Raw genomic sequence first — 21,774 nt, 5'->3', positions numbered from 1 at the left:
CAGTGGATCCTAACACGGCGATCGTTTGGACGGCCCTGCCAAATCACGTGCGTGACGGGAGCGCAGCTCTGTCAGTCGTTGTTTCTCCTCATCTTTACGGTGCTGAAGGGCGCAGCAGCGAACTAGGCAGCTATGCTCGGTTTCTTGATTGGCCGGCAGCCGTCGACTCAATCTCATTCCGGATTGAATTTGAGTATGCTGATGGCCAGACTTCGGAGCTAACCGGCATAAGGCCGTCCAAGATTATCGCACCAGATAGCCAGGTATGGCGGGGGCTCTTTCCCGGCAACTTGGCGGTTGAGCCGACATCAAGACCGACGAAGGCCACCTCTAGTGCACTGGTCGCTGTTACAGATCCGGTGGTCATCACATACCGGACCGCGATTCTGGACCGGTACATCAGGGACTTAGTAGGCGGCGAGATGAGGCGCGCTTTGCAGGCGCCTGGTCGAGAACCGACCAAGGCCGGAGCGGCCAGTCCGCTGGAGGCGGCGACTTTCCGCTTTAGCCCAGTTCCATTGCTGAATAGTGCGCAAGTCACCGACGAGTTCAGGTCTATTAACTCCGCCATCCAGGCAGAGGGAATCGACAAAGATTACTTGGACATAAACGGAAGACGTTTCGCGGTCTTCACCGGGATTAGACTGGCGCAAACGGAGGAAGCGCGGGGTTTTAAGGTTGAGACACAAGTTGCGATCACCGTTGACGATCAAGGCAGGCGTTTTTTGGCTGATCGCGCCGTCGAATTTGATCTCCCTTCTGCGGCGTCGGTTGGGCCAGGATTCGAGATCGCCATCCACACGCAGCAGCCGACAGCGGGTCCTGATTCAGTTGGGTCAGCTACTATAGTCGTGCCCACTGGCGATCTGATCAATGGATCAGCCGATCGCATTGTCATTCCTAACATTTCGAGTTGGCGTGTCCGCAGCGACGGAATCAACTGGGAAGCATTTGATAGCAACCGCCTTGAGTTTCACAGGCTCATTTCTGCGCTTGGATCGTATCCCGACCTTATGCGCCGCCTGGCGCTCACATTCGATCTGTCTTTTGACCCGGCGGTAGCTCGACTTCCAATTGCCGCCATTGCTGGAGGGACGGCCGGTAGAGTGCGCGTTGTTCCTGAGTGGAAGTGCGAGGTTGGATCGTGTGACAACATTTATCCTTGGACGCGTTTCGCCGCAGGGGAAATCGCTCTTCCAAGGACGAACGTGGTGTCTTTTGCAGCGAGTGCACTGCCAACGGAACTGCAAACGATGCCAATGCAGACCGAGCTTGAGCGGTTGGGAATGCGCGTAATGGATGGCGTTGCGACCATTAGCTACGACTTCGAAGGCGCGTTTACTAAGATTTACCTCCAGAAGCAGACAGGGGTCGACGCACTTGGAATTCGAGCCCGAATGGCTGGTGATCCTGTTGATGACTTAGGAGAACGTCTTCCGTCGTTGCGGAGCGCAGGCCAAACTGTCTTCCAGGACCGGCTTTTCTACAGCTACAAAGAGTCTGCTGTTCGCATGAGTACGCTCGAGCGTCAGCTTTTTCAGAGCATCGCAAACATTTCGTTGGAGGGGAAGTTGGCTGTCGCCTCCGAGATGGATATCTATGGAAGCGACGTCCTTGCAGGGTTCCGGATCGATGTTCTCGATTTGGATGATCCATCCTGGCGGTCGCTATGTTCCCGTGAAGTCACCTACACCCTCCCTCGGATTGAGGGAGATACGGTGATGTGGAAACAAGGTCCTGACGAGGGCTGGGTCGGCACTGGTACGACAACGACCGTTGACGACCAAGCGGCGACTCAACAGAGGCTCGTTGAAGCACTGTTTCGCTGGCAAGGTTGGAGTCTTGTCGTGCCCAGACCGGCCTTGCCATTGGGCGAAGGCACCGCGTTTGAGCCGCCAAAAGAGCTCAATGGAGAACTGCCAATAGGTATTAAGTTGCGGGTACCAGCCGGCTCTCTCTCAAAACTGCGAATTAGAGGTAGATACGCCTTCCGGGCCAGAAGGGTTGACCTGGCCGGCAATAGTTGGTCAGTCGACGAGGCGACCGAAGTCTTACAAATGGCAGGAGGCGGTTCCAAGCTCGAAACGAGCTCCGAAGTTTATGTAAGGCATGATCCTGTTCAAGCGCCGGCCATTGTCGCGCTGCACAAACCCGGTCCGGGAGACAAGGGGGACTTTCTAGTCATAAGGACGCTAGAAAATGGCGTTAGTGAGCAGCGGTTGTGGATGGTTCTGCCACCCAAGATTTCTATCACCAATGCAGAACAAGCCGGTATGTTGGACGAATTCAAATCCGCGGAGCAATCCTGGAGGGTATTGATCGGTCACGATCGGGATTTGCCGGACCCTGGCGCTTCCATGGACAAATTCCTCGATCCCATTAGCGGCAAACTACGCACTCCCTATCTCCCGGATATCTATGCGAAAGAAGCAGCGTTCCTATACGTCCCGGGCATGGAGCGCAAACCGGAAGAGGAACCCGGGACGGGTACCCCATTCAAGGTTCCTTTCGAGGTGCGACGAGGTGGCCCAGCAAAAGGATTGCCTTACGCGCAGCCTTTCCGGCTTACAATCCGGACTGGCACACGTAAGACAACGTTCGACGCCAAACGCCGACTAATGACGGTTGCCCTGCCCGCAGGCGAAGAGGTGCTCGTCATTTTAAGTTCAACTGTCGCCGACGAGCACTTTGACCATTTCGCTGCTTTGTCTTGGGCGACGGTCAACGATGGCTTGTTCCCCGACACCCTAACGATTTCCAATATTGCAAACGAAACAATGGGACTGGTATCTGGGCAAAATTGGCTCGTGACGCCAAGTCGAAAAATTCGATTTGTGAATGCCGTCCGTCGGCCAATACGTGCCCCGAAGTTTGGCGCTTTGACCGCCGAGCCTCGAACCTTCAATAGCCGCACGAACACGATAGTCGATGACCACGTTAATTTGCATCTTCTAAGTGCATCAAAACTAGATTTTTTTGCTCACTGGACAGAAATTACGGACGCTCAAGACACACCGTATTGGGAGGAAGAACCACGTAAGGTGCACGCTTTTGAATTCAAATTGGAACGGCCAGACCTCACTATTGCCCCCACCAATGCAACACATGAAACGGCGTCAATTCGGGGATCTCATGAATTCGAAGACACGAAGCATCGGGTAGTTCGGTACGAAATGGTCGCGATGACACAGTTTGCGGAGTATCTGGATGAGAAGACAAAGAGTACCCCAGAAAAGCTGACAAGAACGTCTGCGCTGTCGGATGAAGTTCACATTCTGAATACAGCGCCCCCCGCCTCGCTTGAGATCGCCTATATAGTGCCAACCTTCGGCTGGGAGGACAACAAAGCAGACGGATTCGCGACGCGGGAGCGAAAAAGGGTTGGCGGCGGACTTCGAATTTACATGCAGCGTCCATGGTTTTCGTCGGGGATCGGAGAGACGGTTGCGGTGTTGTTCGCGGCACAAGGCACAGCCCAGGTTGCTGCGGACATGGACGACGAGGCAATTCACGGCTTCTCCGCGTGGGGCATCGACCCAATTTGGAAGGCTTCCGGGCTCGCTAATTCGCTGAAGGTGGAGGATCTGAGTGGCGGGACGGTTCGACGCGGAATAAAGCTCTTAGTCAAGGGCGACAATGTTGTCTCAGTCACGAAGGGAGTGGTCACGACCTCCTCAACTCCGAGCGACAGCTCGACTACATTGGTTGACTTGCTCGATCTGCCTGTTGACTTGGATGTTGCTAAGCGCTTGATTTACGCGGACGTCGAAGTGAATGCAGGAACTGCCTATTTCCCATTTGTACGACTTTCTCTTGCCCGGTTCCAATCGTACTCTGTTGCCCCTGCTCATCTCTCGCGGCCGACGCTGGCGGATTTTGTTCAACTTACGCCAGATCGGATGTTGACGGTCGCGTACTTCAGAAAGGACATTCCTGGCTTAGGCAACAGACGTCACCTACGGATCACGGTGGCAGGACCCGGGCCGGGCGCACCCGATGGAAGCAGTTCACCGAATTTTATCGAAGTTGCGATCGAAGAGCGATCCCGGCAAGACAACAGGCCCGATGGTTGGAGTCGACCTCGCGCGGAGCCACTGGAGTTGACCCCCGAGTACGCAGATGGCTCATGGGTCTGGACGGCAACCACTCCGTTGTTCTGGGAGGATTCCGGGCTAGCGCGCCGCCTCGTTGTTTCTGAATACGAATTGCTACTCGGCGATGACGAACGGGACGCTCGGAGTGACCCCACCCGGACGACTCGGAAGCGCCGCCTCGTCTATGCTGACGTGGTCGCGCTTCCACCGGTTCATTTCTACTAGCACAACTTGTCGGCCGGTCTATTGGGTGAGCCATGGACAGGCGTTGTATCCGCAAGTCCGGTCTTTGAGGTTGGGCGCTTTCTCCCCAGTGAAATCATTGTGCAATTTGGCCTGCCTGCCGGTAATTATTTGGTCCCAAACAAAGCTATTGATCAGCTTCTCGAGAGAGGTGTCACTCACCGGAGAAATTATCACGCGAACATCGTTGTCGTCGAAACCGAAGTAGGGAATTGAAATCGTCACTCTTTTTGCTTTCGCCTCATCTGGTTTCGAGTGGCCAATGACGAGATCGACTTTTTGATCAAATCGGAGGGCGCGATATTCATCACCGGTCGCGATGGGAACAATCTGAGGAGCCACACCCAGTCGTTTAGCCAGGTCTTTGCAGAATTCCACATCGTAGCCAACGTATGTTCCGTTTATGTCTTCGCTCATCTCGGGGATGTTTTCGATTACTCCGCAGCGCAGGGTTCCATACTCATGGATCGCATCCACGCGGCCGTCAGCCAGGGCAGAGGGAGCGCCGGGCAAAGCAAAAAAAAGTGACAACACAATAGGCGCACGCCATGCCATCATCTCACTCCCATTTGATTTCACTTCCTATGGAGCAGAAGCATAGAGCAGATTCACTGCGCCAGCATCGGTTTCAGACATGCAGTTGTGCTGCCCAATTTGAAAAGCCGGTTCTTTTGCCTTGATGGCGTCAAGCGCAATTTTTCCGTCCGGCTCAACTATCACAAATGAGGGCTTGCTTGGATCCTTTGCAAGCGCCGAGATGGGATAATGCATAATGGACGTGAAGTCATACGGCAAACCCGCCGTTTCGGCTTCTCGGATTTCGTTCTTTTGGTCTGCTTTTGCCCAAAACTGATATTTTCCATCCTTGTCCAGGTTTTCTTCGTCGATTTTGATATAGGCATCTCGCAACTTGTGCCCCATTTCGTGTCGCAGGCCCACTGCGTGTAAAAATTCATGCACGATGCTGGCAGCGTCGTATTGATTGCAAAATTTTAATGATTTTCCTGGACCGCCAACCCAAATGATGTGTTCAGGCGGTGCTGCATGGTACCCCATCTGTTTTGCCGCGCAAGGGAAACTCATACCCTGATCAATCAGGCTGTACAGTACGACCCTGACGTAGCCTGGTTCCTTTTCGACATCGGTCTCTTGTATCTCCGTTAGACGGACAAACGTGCGCCTGTTGATGTAGTCTGCGGATGCGCGAACGGCGCCGACTAAATTTGCGCTCTCGTTTTTCACGGTTAGATCAATAACGTAGGGTATTCGCTTCGATGGCCAGCGCTTATCCAGGTCCGACATAAACAACGCGCCGAACATATCAACGCCCTTCTTGAGATCCGCGTCCGTTGAAGTCGAAATGGGAATGCCGACGGCCTTTAAACTGCTCGCAATCACTAGATTCTTTGTAGCAGATCCTGGCAATTCCTGAGCACAATAGAAGTGCGACCCATCAAGGCCGTATGTGCTGGCGCCCAGTGCTCGATCTGAAAGCAGGGAAGTGAACAGCACCAAGATCACAAAACGATGCCAAACAGGTGTGCGCGCTAGCCAATCGGCAAAGTGTGAAGGTTGCATCCGTGACATCGGCGAGCCCTACCCAATCAGCGGCATAATAGATCATTGTCTTGAAACACGCGAGGGGCCGACTGCAACCACTCCCGTATGGACCAGCACACGTGTCAGCACGTACTCTACGAATGCTCCGCAAGGCTTCTGGTTGCCTGGACCCACCTGCGGGATGATTGACACTAAACCCGGCCGACCGAACCGAAATCACTGTGACGAAGGGAGTTACGATGCCGCGAACCGCAGGAAAGCGCCAAGGCTTCCGGTGGCCTGCGATCGTCCCGGGAGACTGGCAAGGTGAGATCATTGGCGGCGGCAGCGTCAATCTCGGTCAGGTGGTGCAGCCTGGGCCTCCGCGCCAATCGGTGGAGTTCTCCTATATTATTCTGCCTGCAACGCTCATCATGCCGGACAGGATTTTTCGGTGGCCGGGTGTCGTCATGGTCACGGCACCTACGCCGATGAAAACAGAGTTTCCCGACGCGGGTGCGTTGTTCAAGGCGGACACGTTACCCTCACTCAGCCTGTCGCTCCAAGTCACGCGGTCGCAATTTTCAGACATGCTGCGGCTGCTTGAAGCAGGGCGCTTCAAGGACTTCCATTTCACAGTCGAGGGCGAACGCGAGAATTGCTGGACCATTCGTAGCTGGGGCATGACGACCGGGCTGGCCAAATAACACTCTTCATCGGCCGTTCCGACCAACTGCTTCCAGGATTGCATGAACAAGAGCGAACAGCCGATGATAAAGGTAGTCGACGTGAGCATGGGTTGCGATCGCCTCTCGATTGGTTTCCGAATGGCGGATGCGCAACTGGTTGCCCAGATTCGTCAATGCGGCGGCTTCCTGCTCCAATGCCGCTCTGAGTTTCGGAGAAGATGATCCGGCGGCAGCCTCAAGCAGAGCGGAAATCCCGGCTTTCTTGTCCGCGCCGCCGAGCGTCTTCAGGCGCTCCCATGCGTCCCACAGAGCTTCCAGCGCTTCACGCCGGACGGCGAGGTCAGGATCGAGGAACTTGCGACGGGATTTTTCGAGCAGGAGGTCAAGCTCATCATCGCCGGACCGGAAAGACGCCCGAGAAAGCGCATCGCCAAGAACGGGAGGAGCGAGGCGAATAATCTGCCCGTCCTCGCCCAGTTCGTAGACGAGGCCGTTGCGCCGGAATATCCGGTTCACCGCCTCGCGAAACGCATTTCGCCCGGCCTCGACATCGTAGCTCAGGTGATGATGCCCGAAATACGAGTGGTAGGCTCCCAGGATCGGCAGGCCGATCGCGCGCCAGCAGAATTCAATCGTATCAAGCGCGTCTAACGTCGGCACAGCATCGGTCCAGGCCTCCCACGGCTTTTCGCGCAGATTCGGAATCTCCGACCGCATTACCTGCCAGAATGTGGTTTCGTTCGTTCCTATGGGGCCGCGCCCGTCCGTGCACATGTCGGGAAAGCTTGCGCCGAAAGAGCCGTCCTCGATGCGGCTGCGGATGATGGCCCGCAGGCCGTCCCAGACGGCTTCGTCGAGCGCATCGCGGTCGCGCGCCCTCTCGCCTGTCTCACGGTCGCTGAAGTAGCTCATCTAGCCGATCGCCTTCAACAAGCGCATGACGAGGTCGGCGACTTCTCTCTGACGCAGAATGCGGCTGTCACGAGAGTCGGGGTCCTCCCCCAATTCGAATTTTGCCACGGCAACAGGGCCGGTCTTTGCGTAACCCTCGGTCTGTCCATCATCCGCAAAATGGCGTGCGAGGAGACCTAGAACCTCTGTCACGACCGCCGTGTGCTTCCCTTCCAGGGCAGCACGGAATTCCTTGGCTGCCGCATCAACGCCGCCCTCATAGTGCGTCAGGCAGTAGATCAGATCATGTGCATCCTTGCGCTCATCCCTCTGATCGACGGCGTAGGCCTTGAGACAGGTGAAGGCGACCAGGTCTGCATAGTGGAGTGCCACCGTCGCAACGCCATTGTCGCCCAGTAGCTCCGCCGTGATGTCCTTGGTCTTGTGGTGATCGAAGACGATGGCGGAATGCGGGATGTTCAGCGCGGAGACATTCCCGTCCGTCGGCAGTTCCACCACCTTCCCGCCGGACTTATCCGGGTCGTCGGCAAGGAGTTCGAGAATGATCTTGGTTCCGTTGGAGCTGGTTTCCCAGCGCCACGAAACTGGCTTTCCAGCGCTGTTGGTGCCACGCGCAAAGCCCAGCTTTTTGAAGTTGTCTTCCAGCGTATGGTACGCGTCGGTGTTGGCGAGCATATGCAACTGAATGACGACATCGACGTCGCCAGTGCCGGCATGGGCTGGAACGTCCGGCGGTTTCTTGTCGACCAGATAGCGCGGTGTAAGCCCGCCCACCAAAAAGATGGAATCTCTCCACGGCCCCAGCCCGCGTATCAGCGTGACGAGGACGCGTTCGCAGTTCTCGGTGACTTCGTTTTCATAGCCTGCGGCGGTCATTGGCTTCAGCATTTCAGATACCCAGAACTTCCTTTCTCAGATGATCGGCCATGTCGCGCGAACGACCCTCGTTGCGCAGGAGGTCGAGATAGACCTGGACAGGGCTGGCCAACCAAAGCCGTTCTTTTTGCTCCTTGAAGAGGAACTCGCTGCGAGACACGGTCTCGATGATATCGAGGTTGGCGCCTTCAGTGACGACGCGCGCCTCGAGGTTTGCCAGAACATCGCCGGCCGCCTTGCCAGGCGCGACACGGCAGGCCACTCGCGAAATGCTGGACAGGAAAGGCGCATAGTGTTGGGCCGCCGCGTCCTGCGTCAGAACGTATTCAACGCCGGTCGCATCACAGAGCGAGGCGAGACGATGGGCCAGGGTGTCGGCATCTGTGCCCGGTACATAATACCGGCGCCGCGTGAGTGAACGCCGCGAGGTCTGGACCTGCGTTTGCCATTCGTCGAGCAATCCTGATGGATCGGCGAGACAGCGTTCCTTGGCCGGTCCCTGACCGCGCGTGGAAACCCATTCCATCTGCTCAAGGGCCGTGAGGGTTTCAGACGCCGTGCCGGGGGAGACTTCCGCCATTTTTGAAAGCTCGGTGACCCCAACCCAGTGTCGGTGTCTGACGAGAAGTGCATGCAGCACCTGCGACCGCTTGCCCGTGAACAGCGACCGGATGGACTTTTCGAGGGTCTTGGGGACGGGGCGCTCGACATAGAGATAGGCACCCTTGGCAGGGACGAAGAGACTGCCCCCTCTATCGAAGAATCCGACATTTTCGGCGCGGAGCAGGTCCCTAGCCCCTACCGAAATGGATTCGGCCGCTATCAGCGCCACGACGTCCTGCTTCCGGTTGGTAGCGTACTCATTCCTGGCATGGTTCAGTTGCCAGAGAATTTGCCGAACATCGCGCGGATAGACGGTTTTCTTCAGTTCGACGAGGAGGACCACATCCTTGTCAGCGATCGAGAGACTGACCTCCGCGTCGAGTTCGTGCGCCGACGATCCCAGGGCATGCCGTACGCTCACCAATGCCGTGTGAGCGTGCGGGAGTTCCTGGAGCGCACGCACCAAGGCATCCAGCGTCTCCTTGGCCCGTTCAAATTCGCCCCTTGTTTGCATTTCGGCCCATTTTCGCTGCGCAGTGAATAACGGCATAATGGCGAATATCTTGAAGAAATGCAATATTCACTGCGCAGTGAATAATCGCTGTCAAATTATCCTGTGAGCTCTTCCCCGTAGGTTCCCAGCCCTAGGCGCGCGCCACACAGGACGGCCGCGGCATCATCCATGGTCTTCAGATACTTACGCCTCGTGAGCTGGATAGCGTCCATATTGACACCGGCAGCCGGTCCCGCGGGTAGTGCCCTGACGAAATCGCGCTGGTTCGTTTGTGCGCGCGACCGAAAATCATCCAGTTCGCTGCCGCTTACACCGAGGACTCTGGCAGCCAGATCGACCAGTCCCGTCAATTGCTCGATGATCGCAAACGCCGCGTTCTGGTCGATCTTTAGCGCCAGCTGAACAAAAAGGTGCTGTAAGGGCCGGCCCCAAAGTTTGTAGGTTACGACATACGCATAGAATGCATATGGCCACGCGTGTTCTTCGCGGGACAAAAAGGCCTTTCTGACGAGTGAACGTCTTGCATATTCGGCGATCTGGTGACGATCCAGGTCCTTCGCCCGCAACACCTCATCCTGGATTTGGAGAGCGATGTCGCGGTAGGTTTCCTCGCCGACCGGAAACTGCAGCCTGCCATGGGCAGCGCGATCCAGCGGTTCGAACGCCCCGGCGTTACGGGGGCGCGTATAGCGGGAGATCGAGAGTTGGTATCCGGCACGCTCAAAGCGATCGTAACCGTCGAGAGTGATAATATTGAACCCGGCGTCGCAGTCGGCGCCTGTCGAAGACGGGCATGACAAAACATAGACTGTTCGCCAGAAGTTTTCCGACCGTCCTGCCTCAAACGTGCGGCTGGGAACAGAGTAGCGGGTCAATCCAGTCACATGGCGGTGGCCATGCAGGATGAGTGACACATCCAGCGACATAGCTGCATCGAGAAACGTTGCGGAGCTCACCATGTACATAAACGGCTCGTCCGGTATCCCATACACTTTCTTTCCCTCACCCTCAGGCAGGGGAAGGGGATGGTGATGCAGCGCCAAGACCCTGATGGTCGGACCATCTCTATCGTCCGGGCCCGTCCTGATCTCGTTGCGCAAGATCTCGGAGATGTCGGCCGCATTCTCGACCATCTCATCGTACGAGGTGGCCGGGACATGTCCTTTTGCCAACAGGCCGCGGTTTGAATCGAGCAAGACTAGCTCCAGGCCGCCTCTGCGGATCGTATCTGTTGTCCTTGGTGCTTTGAACCGATCGTAGAAATCGTCTTTCCATCCGATGAGTCCCTTCGCTTTGACGTCGTGATTCCCCGCTATGATGACAACGTCCGTGAAGATCGCCTTTTCGCTGACAGTCTTCAGGAATTGGTCGGCCTCCTGCATCGACTGCTTATCCGGCGTCTCGACCAGGTCTCCAGTTACGAGCAGGATCTTAGCCGGCACGTCGCTGAACTCTTTCATCCTGGTGGTGAGCGCCGATAAAAGTGGACCTGTCGCGCTGAGGCGGCCTCCCTTTCCGTCGAGATGCAGGTCGGAGGTGTGGGCGATGACAAATGGCTGCCTCATGCTGGCCCTCCCGAACACCACATCACTGCTCGGCTAACCCCTATAGCCCGCCGAGCTTGCTCGTCAGTCTTCAACGATTGATAGCACATTCCGGCCCTGTTCAGGACTGTCTCTCAGGATAGCGGCATGACTTGTGCGAGGTCATGGATGCTCTACTGCCGAGGGCTACGAGTAGCTGCGGCCCATCTTGCGTCGCTTCCGGCTGGAATCGGGTGATCTACGGTACGCGGCGTTCCAGCGGCTGTGGTTCAGGCCTCCTGAGGTGCCGCGGTGACGAGGGCGCTTCTAGCCAGATGCGTCAAGCACGATCCCTCCGTTTGAGACTGCGTCAACGTTCAACGGTCACGAACAGAAGGCATCGAGCACGGAAGGACGAACGAGGTGTTGCTAGCCACGCGCTATCCCTTGGGCTGCTACTCGCTCATAACGAACTGGCCTAGGTCGGCGAGGCGCTCGATCACGTGGTGCGGTCTGAATGGAAACCGCTCCATGTCGGCCCGCGTGCTCACGCCAGTTAGTACAAGGGCTGTGTGCAGGCCCGATTCCAATCCGACGAGCACGTCCGTGTCCATTCGGTCACCGACCATGATGGTATCCGCAGCTCCCACGCCAAGCCGGTCTAGCGCGCTGCGCAACATGAACGAGTTCGGCTTCCCGACGAAGTATGGCTGCCGGCCGGTGGCCTTCTCGATCAGTGCTGCGACCGCGCCGCAGGCCGGATGGAAGCCACGATCAGTGGGGCCGGTGGCATCCGGATTGGTGGCAAGAAACCACGCGCCCTTTGCAACGAGCTCGGCGCCGGTGGCAATCTGCTGGTAGTGGTACGAAGTTGTGTCGCCGAGAACCACGAAATCGGGAGCAAACTCCGTGATCCGACAGCCGACCTGCCGCAGGGCCTCGACCAGGCCATGGTCGCCGATGACATAAGCGGATGATCCGGGTTTTTGCAATTCCACGAACCGCGCGGTGGCCAGAGCGGATGTATAGATGTGCTCCGGCAAGACGGGAAAGCCAACCGCCCTCAAGCGCTCGGCATGATCTTCCGGCGTGAAGCGCGAGTTGTTGGTGAAAATTTGAAACGGCTTGGCGGTGGCAACCAGCGCGGCGACATAGTCGACCGAGCCTGCAATTGGCTGGCCGCCACGGACCAGCACCCCGTCCATGTCGAGTAGGTGCGCCACGATCATCGGATCTCAATCCTCGATGTCTTTCGGTGGGTGTATCGCCCGGGCACGTCCCAGGTCACCGCGTTGTCCCTTCTCCGGCGAGATGCCTGCGAATGTACAGACTCAGAGGGATCTGGGAAGGGCTACCAATCGCTTATGCGGTAATGGGATGCTGCAGGCTAAAAAAGGGCGTGGCGCCATCCGGCCGCTAACCGGGCTGCCCCGTTGGATGACCGTCAAGATATCTGACGCTGCCTCCGGAGATGCGATGATGTCGGGTGGAATCCTCGGAGGCTTTAGCGAGGTCAGTGGGCAATCGGACAGACGCTTGAGAACGAGCGGAAAAGCGGCCACCGATTTATCGTGGCTGACGCGGGCGCGCTCAAATCGCCGCGATCAGCGAGTGTCGGTATCGATGATCGCATGTCCCGATTTGAACCTGCTTATCGGTCGATCGATTCGAATAGCTTTGCCAGCCCTTGGCCGAATGGATCGAGCGCATCAACTTTCTCCTGCGCCCATGCGATCCACTGGCTCAACTGACGGTCATCTACCCGTATATCGCCCTCCACTTCTAAACGTCTTCGAAGCTCCGCAACAAATAGGAGAAGCCTGGCTCGTTCTTCCCAATCAGTCGCTTGTTCCCGAAATCGGGTCCAGCGCCGCTCGTCGATTTCCTTCAGGCGCTGTCGCTCGTATCGACGAGCCGCTTCCTCACGGTAGCGGCGGGCGGTTTCTTCCCGCTCACGCTGTCGCTCGGTGAGTATTGGTCCCGCAGCGACGACTGTACCGACGATCTCCGGCAGCCAATCGGCGATCTTGTTCTTCGCTGTCTCAATCCATTGGGGCTGCCTGCCGGAGAGATAGGTGGTGATCGTCACACGCAGGAAGCCGGAGGACTGAAGCCCCGACTGATGGTGCTCCGCATACGCGGTCCATTTCGCCGCGTCTCCTTCCGGTCGCATTAGTGGTTTCAGCATTTTTTCGACGATCGAGCATTCGACCTTGTGACCGCTGACTAGAAAGATCACCTTTCCAGTGATCGGGGCATCCTCGATCATGCCGCCAGCCTTCTCCACGGCCGTGAAAATTGCACTGGTTACCCTGAACCGATAGAGGTCGCGCTCCGTTAGGTCATCGAGCAGGGGTCTCGTCCAGTCCCAGGATTCGCGCCTGCGCTTTTTGTTCTCCTGTTCTCGCTCTTTCTGTTCTCGCTCGTGCTGGGCAAGCCATGCCTTCACCTTCGGGTGAAGATTGTCGAGCGTCTCTGGAACGACAATTCCGCTGATGGCAGCAGTCGTTGACGTGACCGATGCCAGGACCTGGGGAAGAGGCTCTGGCTTGGGCGGGGTCGGATGAATATCGACCCGTTCGGGAATACCATCCGGGCGGGCCGGAAGCTTGTAGGTGACGACTGGCTTCCCAGCCTCCTTCTTCGCCCAATGGCCGCGGGGCGGATAGGGTACTTTGAGCCGGTCACAGATCTTGGCCAAGCCGTTGCCGCTGATGCCCAACTCCGCTCCAAGGCGGCTCATCGGAGTCTTCCAGACAAGGGCGTACAACTCCTCTCGGGAAACGCGACGCGATCGCACAGAGGTTAGCCCTTCCATTTTTTCACCACTTCTGACCGGTCACGAAGCTCGTCGCCGGGCTGGAACATCATAGCTCTCTGCAAACATGGCTATGTAGTTTCTGTCACTTTCTTCAGCAGAATTGGCGCGTCGGGGTTCTCTCCTAGTGAGATCGAAAGCGCTTCGGCGAAGCGGTAGAAGCTCGCCACATGGCAGATGGGCTGGAGCAGTACATGTGGTGTGGTCACAACGGGCAGAGCGTGAGCCCCAGCAATTGGCCTTCCAGCCACGAACACTCGGGCTCCTGCAGCCGCGAGTCTCCGCACTGTGTCGCTGATACTCCCCTCCGTGTCGTCTCCATTAGAAAAGACGATCGCGACGAAGCGGTCGCGGGCGAGTGCTATCGGCCCATGAAGGACCTCCGCAGCGCTGTAGGACTCTGCGTGCAGGCGACAGGTTTCCTTAAGCTTGAGTGCTGCTTCACCTGCTATACCCAATCCATGTCCGCGCGCGATCGTGTAGAGAGAATGCGCCGCTGTGACGGGAAAGGCAGCGGCGCTCCAATCGCAATCGAGGGCCTTGGCCAGGTTGTCCGGTAGGCTTGCAAGCGCGTCGATAAGCGCGTGGTCCTCGCTCCAATACGCGGCTACGCTGAGCAAAGCGACCAACGAAGCGACGAAGCTCTTAGTCGCCGCCACTGCCTTCTCAGGACCCGCCAGCATCGGTAGCACTGCACCGGCGGCCCTTCCAACCGGCGAGTCAGTGACATTGAGCACCGCAATGGTACGCGCGCCGCCCTCGCTCGCTCGCTCCTGCAACCGGACGAGGTCAGGACTGCCGCCCGACTGCGACACGGTGATGAGCACGCCATCTCTGAAATCGAGCTTCGCCCTGTAGATTGAGGCGACAGACGGACCAACCGATGCAACGGGGATGCCGATCCGGGTTTCAACCAGATACTTGAAGAAGGTCACTGCATGGTCGGACGATCCCCGAGCGCAACTCACTAGAAAACGTGGCGCTTCCCGTTTCAGCCGTCTCGCCTCCTCGAGATAGATGCGGCCGCCGTCCCTGACTTGGCGTTCGGTGACAACAGGGATTTCCCTGATCTCACGAAGCATCTGTGTTTCGGTGGGGTGCACGCGGCAAGGTCTCGCTTTTTCGGAGGGTAGGAGGGCGGCGCGAACTAAATTCGCCCGCCTTGCGTCAATGTTCCTGAAGCCCGGTGATCATGGCTATGATCTCGTTCTTGGAAGTCTCTGCCGTCCTGCGGACACCGATCTGCTTGCCACGGCGCAGGACGCAAATGCGGTCGGAGAGTCTGAATACCTGGTCGAGGCTGTGACTGATCATCAGCACACCGATGTTGCGCTGCTTGAGCGACTGCACGATCTCCTCGACCTTCGCGGTCTCCGCCACGCCGAGGGCGGCAGTCGGCTCGTCAAGAAGGATGAGTTTGTTGGCCCAGTGCGTGGCGCGTGCGATTGCAACGCCCTGACGCTGGCCGCCGGATAGGTCGCGGATGGTGGCGTGGGCCGATGGAATACGGACATCCAGTTCTTTTACCAGCTTCTCGGTGTCGGCGATCATCTTGCGGCGGTCGAGTAGCCCTAGGCGCGTCACTGGCTCGCGCCCCAGGAACATATTCATGTAAACCGTCTGCTGATCCGCCAGAGCGAGATCTTGATAGACCACCTCAATGCCGTGGGATCGCGCCATAGTCGCGCTCGACATCGTTACCGACTGGCCTTCAATCGTTATCGTACCCGCCGACGGCGCATGGACACCCGAGATAATCTTGATCAGCGTCGACTTCCCAGCGCCGTTGTCTCCAACCAGCGCGACAATTTCCCCGGGATAGACCTCGAGCGAGAAATTCTCGATCGCGGTGATGCCGCCAAAATTCTTGCTAATGTCTTGCAGCTTCAGGACCGGCTGGCCCGCGCTTGCGATCACCTTCGCGTCCATTGCAATCCTCCTAGACCGGCCAGGCCGCTGTTTCGCCAAAGCCATTTTCGATTGTTTCAACCCGAGGGGAACCCTTTGCGATGCCGGAGACGCCGACGATGTAGGCCCTGGTGACGAAAGCCTGGCCGCGGAAACCAAACACCGCAGTATCGCCGGGCCTTGGTGCATTCGGGCCACCAGCGTCGATCATCGCGTAATAGTCGATGGCAGCCGGTGGCGGAATCTCTACGCTCCTCAGCGCGCTCGCGGCAACCGTCGGCTCAGGGCCCACGAGCGCCTTGACGTCATACTCCGGAAAAATCGGGTCGATGTAGAAGCCGCCCCCGAGACAATAAGCCTTGCCGCCCGAAAGATGCGAAACTTCGGTCAGATAGAGCATTGCCGGTAGCTCGGGCAGATCTTCAATCGCATGCAAGGCGGTGGTGCCATGCAGACCATTGCCCGGCTCGCATTGTGTTGCGCCCGCATCGGACAGCGCAGCAAGCACCACGCTCGAAGTTGTGCCCGGCGCATTGATCTCGATGTCCCTTCGCCCCGTCTTGGCAAGAGCGTTTGCCGCCTTGGCGAGTGTGGAAAGATTGTGTGTGGGAAGTACCTTGCGGGTCTTATGGTCGAACAGCAACGCCGGGAATGTGGTAATGCCCGCGAAGCGACCGCCGTTAATATGGTCAAGTTGATCGGCAACCTCGACGATTTTGCTGCCATCAAAGCCTCCCTCATGTCCGCGATAGAATGTATCGCCTTCCTCCTGGATCCGCGCCAAAAGGTCCTGCACATAGCCGGCAGCTCTTGCGCCGGCGCTCGCCTCCTCGGCCTTGGTCTCGTTGAACACCGTCCAGTAGTCCGGTCTGAAGGCCTTGGCGGCCGCAGCCGCCTCGAACTTCGCGACTTGTTGCAGATGGCCAAGATGCCCAAGCTTCAGCCCAGCCTTGTGCGTCGCGCGGGCACAGGCCATGTCTACGGCGACACCACGGTCGATACCGCCGCGCTTGATGGCCTGGCAAAGCGAACTGCTCCGGCCAGCCTGTTTGGTCATGGCGAAAATTTTCATGCCGAGACGCGAAGCCTCGTCCTTCAAGACACGAGCGTTGCGTTCAACCGTGTCGAGATCGAGCACATAGGCGTTGGCTGGGAGTTTGCCCTCCTGATGCAGGCGCATTGCTGCTTCGATGAAAGCCGGGTTGCGGCGGCGCATTACGTCCAGAAACATCAGCCGTCTCCCTCAGCGATTTTTCTCGCGCAGCGACACGGCGACTGCGGTGAGAATGATTAAGCCACGCACGATCATCTGGTCTGAAACGGAAAGCCCCATAAGGATAAGGCCGTTGTTGAGCATGCCCATCATCAGTGAGCCGACGAGAGCGCCGATGATCGAACCCTTGCCGCCGTTGAGCAGCGTGCCTCCGACAATGACTGCCGCGATGACTGTCATCAGGTCAGTTTCGCCGAGGGTGTATTTTGCTGCCTGCAAGCGGCCGGCATAAAGAAGACCAGCCAACCCGGCCAAGGTTCCGCTGATCATCAACACGGTAAGCCGTATTCTGGGAACGTTGATGCCGGAAACACTCGCGGCGCGTGCGTTGTCTCCTGTTGCCAGCACATGGGCGCCGAAACGTGTTTCGCGATAGATCATATGTCCTGCGGCAACGGCGATCGCCGTCCACCACATCAAAGAGGGAATACCGAGAAAGGAGCCCGATCCGAAGAGGCCGACAAAGGTCTCGTGAATGACGGGGACCGACCTGAGGTCGGTCATCGACCTGGATACGCCCGCGAGCAGGCCCAACGTCGCGAGCGTCACCAGGAACGAAGGCAGTTTGACGTAGGCCACCATCGCGCCATTGATCAACCCGATCAAAAGCCCAGCGCCCAGGCCCGCCAAGACGCCGGCCACAAGCCCATACTGGTTGATCGTTACTGCGGCTGCCAAAGCCGTAACACCTACTGTTGAGCCGATCGACAGGTCGATCTCGCCGGCCGACATGACGAAGACAAGTCCGATCGCCATGATCGTAACGGGAGCGGTCTGCAGCACGATGTTGGACAGGTTGCGAACTGTGAGAAAGCCACTGTCCTTCAGGACGATGGCAAAGAACAGGAAGATCGCCACAAATCCGAAATAGACAACGTATTGCTGCAGGTTGATACGCTTGGCAAAAGACGCTGCCACTGCGGCGTTGGTGTTGGCATTGGACATTTCTCTATCCTTTGGAAACTGCCACGGGACGACGGCGGCCCGCCGCCGTCGATCGGACTATTGGCTACTTGGCCGCGTCGAGCACTGATTGTGGTGCATTGCGATTGAGCGAGTCCTTCCAGCCCTGAGCGACATTATCCTTGGTCACAGTCAATGCCGGAGCCACCACGAAGGGAGGGGTTTCCTGGCCAAGCAGCGATTTCATGCCGGCGGCAGCCATAGCGCGGCCGAGCTCGTAGGCCTTGTCGGCGACAAGGGCCGCTACGTTGCCGCCCTTGACCATGTCGAGCGCTTCAGGTTCGGCAAGGTCGAGCGTGACGATCTTGGTCTTGGGGTTCCCGGCGTTGCGCAGCGCCGACAGCACGCCATCGGCCGGCTCGGCCCAAGTCACATAGATGCCATCCAGGTCGGGATGCTGGAGCAGCATGGCGCTCGCGAGTTCCTCGGCGCGCGCGGGATCGGAGATGCCTTGCTCGGCGACGATCTTGATGTCCGGATAGTCCTTCTCGATCGTCGTCTTGAAGGCTTTATCGCGCTGGTTGGTGACATAGTAGGTGGCGTCGTGGAAGATGTAGCCAACCTTGCCTTTGCCGCCGATCGCTTTGGCCATCGCGTCGGCAGCCTGCTTGCCCATCTGGAACAGGTCGTCCGTGACGATCGAGGCATAGTCAGTGCCGTGCTTGTAGCCCTTCGGCAGATTGGAAAGGAAGACGAGCTTGGTGCCGTCCTTGACCGCCTGACGAAATGCCTCGGCCGAGGTCACCGGATCGAGGGGCAGCGCGAGGATGACATTCGGCTTTGCCGCGAGTGCCGTCTCGATGTCGCTGCGCTGCCGGGCAGCATCGAATTGTGCGTCCGTCGTCACCACGATATTGATGCCACCGCGGGCAAACTCGTCCTTGGCTCCGGCGGATACCGCATTCGTGAAATCAGAGGAGGTGTGCCACAGCAGCGCGGCCTTGTAGCCTTTGCCCTTGAGGGTCGCGATGTCGGCATCGGAAAGCGTGACCGAGGAACTTGGAGTGGCCGCCTCGCCCTGCGGCCCGACCGTCTGGGCGTTGGCAAAATTGGCTGCCGCAAAGATCAGTCCACCGGCGAATGCTGCTGCGATTATTCTTTCAAGCATTTTACTCTCCCATTTCTGCTTCGTTGGTCATTCAGTCGGCCACGCCGCAGTAGCGGGCCATGAAGTCGGCGAATCCGACGATGCCGGCGAGATATTCCTCGACGTCGACGTGCTCCTCGAAAGTGTGGCAGTTACGGATGTCGCCGGGGGCGCAATACACCGCCGGAATGCCGAGCCGATTGACAAAGAACGGCTGCTCGGACCAGAACGGCGCGCCCTCGATGACGCCTCGTCCGCTCATCGCCCGGGCCATCGCCTCGGACAGCATTGCGACCTCTGCCGCGGTTTCATCAATTTCGGCAGCGGTGCCGCCAACTGGATGGTCGCGACCGGCCGGATAGCCGAACTCGACGGTGATTTCCGGATCGGTGATCGCCCCGCGCACGGCCGCCTCGATTTCGGCGGCGGCTGTGTCGAGTGCCTCGCCCGGCAGCAGCTTGCGGATGAGCGACAGCGTGCAGCGCTCCGGCACGGCGATGTAGCCGCCACCCGCCAGTCCGGTGATCAGCAGGAAGCCGCGCCCCACGAGCTTGTGCTCAGCGCGGGCGGCGACCTCATCCGAATGCCTCCACAGTGCCGTCATGACGGCGTGGCTGGCCCGCAAGGCATCCTTGCCGAGTTCCGGCACACCGAAATAGGCCGATTTGCCCGTTATGCTGATATCGGCGATAAAGAAGCCGATCTGCGCCGGGTATACGGCAAGACGGGTCGGCTCCACATAGACAACGAAATCGGGCCTGGCGATATCGCCAGCCTCCATGCGTCCGACAAAATCCTTGATACCGGCGGAGATGCCTGTTCCGGGTTGCCCGCTCTCTTCGTCACCGACGAAGGCGAAGGCAACGTCGCCGGCAAGGCGGATGCCCGATTTGTCGAGCAGCGCCAAAGCCGCAAGCGAGGCGCAGATGCCGGCCTTCAGATCTCCCGCGCCGCGACCCCAGATAGCACCGTCGACAATCGGAGCCCCAAATGGGTCCTCGCGCTCCGTGCCGGCCCAGTGCTCACGCCAGCCATCGACATGGACCGTATCGGTATGGCCAATAAACAGCAGGCGTTTGCCCTGGCCGGCACCCTTTCTCTCGCTCCAGACGTTCGGTCGCCCCGGCAAGAACTCGGCACGGTGGACCTCATCTAACCCGAGCTGGCGCATGCGCTCCTCAAGCAGACCAACGAAGTTTACTTCGTTGCCGGTAACGCTTTCCCGACCGATGGCGGCCCGCAGAAGCGCCAGCGCCCCCTCCTTGTCGAGAGCAGCCCGCAGGCGGGCGCCAACGCCGTCGTTCATTGGGCCGCCTCCCGCATCGCACCCGACTGCGCGGGCGGCAGCGAAATGCGACTGTCAGGGGCGTCGAACCCAAACAGTGTGTTGTGCAAATGGCCAAGGCCAATCGCCGCCGCACCGATCAGCGCCGCGCGTGGACCGAGGTCGCTCGGTTCGACGAGGATGGGGTATGGAAAGCATTGCGGCAGCAGAGTCTTCACCCGGGTGAAGATTTCAGGGCGCAGGCCAATCGACCCGCCCAGGATCACCTTTTCGGGATTGGCGATGGCCGCGATGGCCGCAATGCCTCGCGCGAGGTAGCGGGCAATTTCGTCTATTACGGCAAGCGCCTCTTTCTCGCCCTCGGCAGCATTCTCGAAGATCGCTGGCACACCGACCCGTCTGCCAGATGCGGCCTCGTATCGCTCGATGATAGCATGGGTGGCTACTACACGCTCGAAAGCGCCGCTGCGTAGTGATTCCGGAGCAAAAGGATCGCCGCCGAATGGGAGAAACCCCATTTCGCCGGCAGCATGGCTAGCGCCGCGCACAAGATGGCCGCCGACCATAAGCCCGCTGCCGATGCCGGTGCCAAGCGCCACATAGGCTAAGTTGTCAATGCCCTGACCGCGTCCCTGCCAGTTTTCTCCGAGCACGGCGAGGTTGACGTCGTTCTCGATCGTCACCACGAAGCCGAAAGCCTGCTCGAACGCAGAGGCGACGTCCATCTGGTCGAAGCCAGGAATATTGGGCGCCAGCATGACCCGGCCGCTGGCGTCGTCAGGCGCTCCTGGGACGCCGATCACACCCAGCCTGATCTTCTCACGGGGAATGCGTTGCCGTAGCGCCGCGCGTAGGGTCATGGCCACGATCTGGTCGACAATAAACTGGCCGCCGCGATGGTCGGTTGGAGCGACGTCTTCGGCGAAGATATGGCAGGCGAGGTCGGTCAGGGCGACGCGAACCTTGGTGCCGCCAAGGTCGACGGCCACAATGTAAGCCGCCTGGTGGAGGAGTTCATACGTAACCGCAGTTCGCCCTACATGTCCGCTGGTGCGGCCGGTCTCCTGCACCCACCCTTCCTGCTCAAGCACCTTCACAACCTCGGATATTGTCTGCTTCGACAAACCCGTCTGCTTGGCGATCGACGCTCGCGATATCGGACCACCTTGCACGATTGCTTCCATGACGGAGCGCTGGGAAAACCTGCGTGAAATCCGAAGCGCGTTACTCAATGAACTCTCCATTTAATTCGTTCTGTTACCGAACGTATTTCATCGGGGACAGTACTGTCAATTGCGAGGACGGTGGCGCTCACGCCTGACTTTGTCGAAGTTCTGTCGCTAGGTTGCCCTCGACACAAAGTAGAGACAACTAGCTAGTTTCCGTCCATAAACGCCAACATATTGATATTCTTGCGTGAATCGGCATTTTGCGCAGGCAAGGCCCG

The 21,774-nt window shown here is 58.4% G+C and carries 17 protein-coding genes; 2 read left to right on the top strand and 15 right to left on the bottom strand.

All coding sequences use genetic code 11. The annotated features are described in order from the left end of the window. The first annotated feature begins 2 nt into the window (after positions 1-2). The gene (locus tag X744_RS141730) at positions 3-4,319 is read left to right on the top strand and encodes a hypothetical protein (RefSeq protein ID WP_023762731.1); all 4,317 of its coding nucleotides are present in this window, start codon (positions 3-5) and stop codon (positions 4,317-4,319) included. An 18-nt stretch (positions 4,320-4,337) separates the two neighbouring features. Here the strand turns inward: X744_RS141730 and X744_RS1000000171210 are convergent, their stop codons facing one another. Beyond that, positions 4,338-4,892, bottom strand: a complete 555-nt coding sequence (locus X744_RS1000000171210) for a transporter substrate-binding domain-containing protein (RefSeq protein WP_198032290.1) — start codon at positions 4,890-4,892, stop codon at positions 4,338-4,340. A 27-nt stretch (positions 4,893-4,919) separates the two neighbouring features. After that, positions 4,920-5,924, bottom strand: coding sequence for a M12 family metallopeptidase (locus tag X744_RS141735; RefSeq protein ID WP_084025748.1), 1,005 nt, complete (start codon positions 5,922-5,924; stop codon positions 4,920-4,922). 212 nt (positions 5,925-6,136) lie between these two features. Between X744_RS141735 and X744_RS141740 the strand changes: the two genes are divergently transcribed. After that, positions 6,137-6,583: a hypothetical protein gene (locus tag X744_RS141740; protein WP_023762728.1), complete on the top strand. Its 447-nt coding sequence runs from the start codon at positions 6,137-6,139 to the stop codon at positions 6,581-6,583. Between the two features lie 6 nt (positions 6,584-6,589). Here the strand turns inward: X744_RS141740 and X744_RS141745 are convergent, their stop codons facing one another. The 13 genes from X744_RS141745 to X744_RS141805 all read right to left on the bottom strand — a co-directional run bounded on the left by X744_RS141745 (position 6,590) and on the right by X744_RS141805 (position 21,559). Then, positions 6,590-7,477, bottom strand: a complete 888-nt coding sequence (locus tag X744_RS141745) for a hypothetical protein (RefSeq protein ID WP_023762727.1) — start codon at positions 7,475-7,477, stop codon at positions 6,590-6,592. Further along, positions 7,478-8,365, bottom strand: a complete 888-nt coding sequence (locus X744_RS141750; protein ID WP_023762726.1) for a hypothetical protein — start codon at positions 8,363-8,365, stop codon at positions 7,478-7,480. 1 nt (position 8,366) lies between these two features. After that, complete coding sequence (locus tag X744_RS141755; RefSeq protein ID WP_023762725.1) at positions 8,367-9,533, bottom strand: type IV toxin-antitoxin system AbiEi family antitoxin; 1,167 nt, start codon at positions 9,531-9,533, stop codon at positions 8,367-8,369. Between the two features lie 32 nt (positions 9,534-9,565). Beyond that, the gene (locus X744_RS141760) at positions 9,566-11,035 is read right to left on the bottom strand and encodes a metallophosphoesterase (RefSeq protein WP_023762724.1); all 1,470 of its coding nucleotides are present in this window, start codon (positions 11,033-11,035) and stop codon (positions 9,566-9,568) included. Between the two features lie 413 nt (positions 11,036-11,448). After that, positions 11,449-12,222, bottom strand: coding sequence for an HAD-IIA family hydrolase (locus X744_RS141765; RefSeq protein WP_023762723.1), 774 nt, complete (start codon positions 12,220-12,222; stop codon positions 11,449-11,451). Between the two features lie 422 nt (positions 12,223-12,644). Continuing rightward, on the bottom strand, positions 12,645-13,715 hold the full coding sequence (locus tag X744_RS141770) for a hypothetical protein (protein ID WP_245266864.1): 1,071 nt from the start codon (positions 13,713-13,715) through the stop codon (positions 12,645-12,647). A gap of 167 nt (positions 13,716-13,882) precedes the next feature. Further along, positions 13,883-14,893 (bottom strand): SIS domain-containing protein, encoded by a 1,011-nt coding sequence (locus tag X744_RS141775; RefSeq protein ID WP_031261300.1) that lies wholly within the window; start codon positions 14,891-14,893, stop codon positions 13,883-13,885. A gap of 85 nt (positions 14,894-14,978) precedes the next feature. Continuing rightward, entirely contained in the window at positions 14,979-15,740 is a 762-nt protein-coding gene (locus X744_RS141780) for an ATP-binding cassette domain-containing protein (protein WP_023762720.1), read from the bottom strand. A gap of 10 nt (positions 15,741-15,750) precedes the next feature. Then, positions 15,751-16,857: an alanine racemase gene (locus tag X744_RS141785; RefSeq protein ID WP_245266863.1), complete on the bottom strand. Its 1,107-nt coding sequence runs from the start codon at positions 16,855-16,857 to the stop codon at positions 15,751-15,753. Between the two features lie 105 nt (positions 16,858-16,962). Continuing rightward, positions 16,963-17,850 carry an ABC transporter permease gene (locus tag X744_RS141790; RefSeq protein WP_245266862.1) on the bottom strand — a complete coding sequence of 296 codons (888 nt, stop codon included), beginning with the start codon at positions 17,848-17,850 and terminating at the stop codon, positions 16,963-16,965. A 151-nt stretch (positions 17,851-18,001) separates the two neighbouring features. Beyond that, the gene (locus X744_RS141795) at positions 18,002-19,063 is read right to left on the bottom strand and encodes a substrate-binding domain-containing protein (RefSeq protein ID WP_031261298.1); all 1,062 of its coding nucleotides are present in this window, start codon (positions 19,061-19,063) and stop codon (positions 18,002-18,004) included. Positions 19,064-19,094: 31 nt separating this feature from the next. After that, positions 19,095-20,348 carry a M20/M25/M40 family metallo-hydrolase gene (locus X744_RS141800; protein WP_023762716.1) on the bottom strand — a complete coding sequence of 418 codons (1,254 nt, stop codon included), beginning with the start codon at positions 20,346-20,348 and terminating at the stop codon, positions 19,095-19,097. Beyond that, positions 20,345-21,559, bottom strand: coding sequence for an ROK family transcriptional regulator (locus tag X744_RS141805; RefSeq protein ID WP_050589611.1), 1,215 nt, complete (start codon positions 21,557-21,559; stop codon positions 20,345-20,347). The genes X744_RS141800 and X744_RS141805 overlap by 4 nt, the downstream gene beginning before the upstream one ends. Between the last annotated feature and the right edge of the window lie 215 nt (positions 21,560-21,774).

Origin of the sequence: Mesorhizobium sp. LNHC252B00, from assembly GCF_000502955.1 — a bacterium.
Lineage (GTDB): Bacteria > Pseudomonadota > Alphaproteobacteria > Rhizobiales > Rhizobiaceae > Mesorhizobium.
Note: the sequence above shows the minus strand (reverse complement) of the source record. Positions and strands in the feature narration are given on the sequence as shown.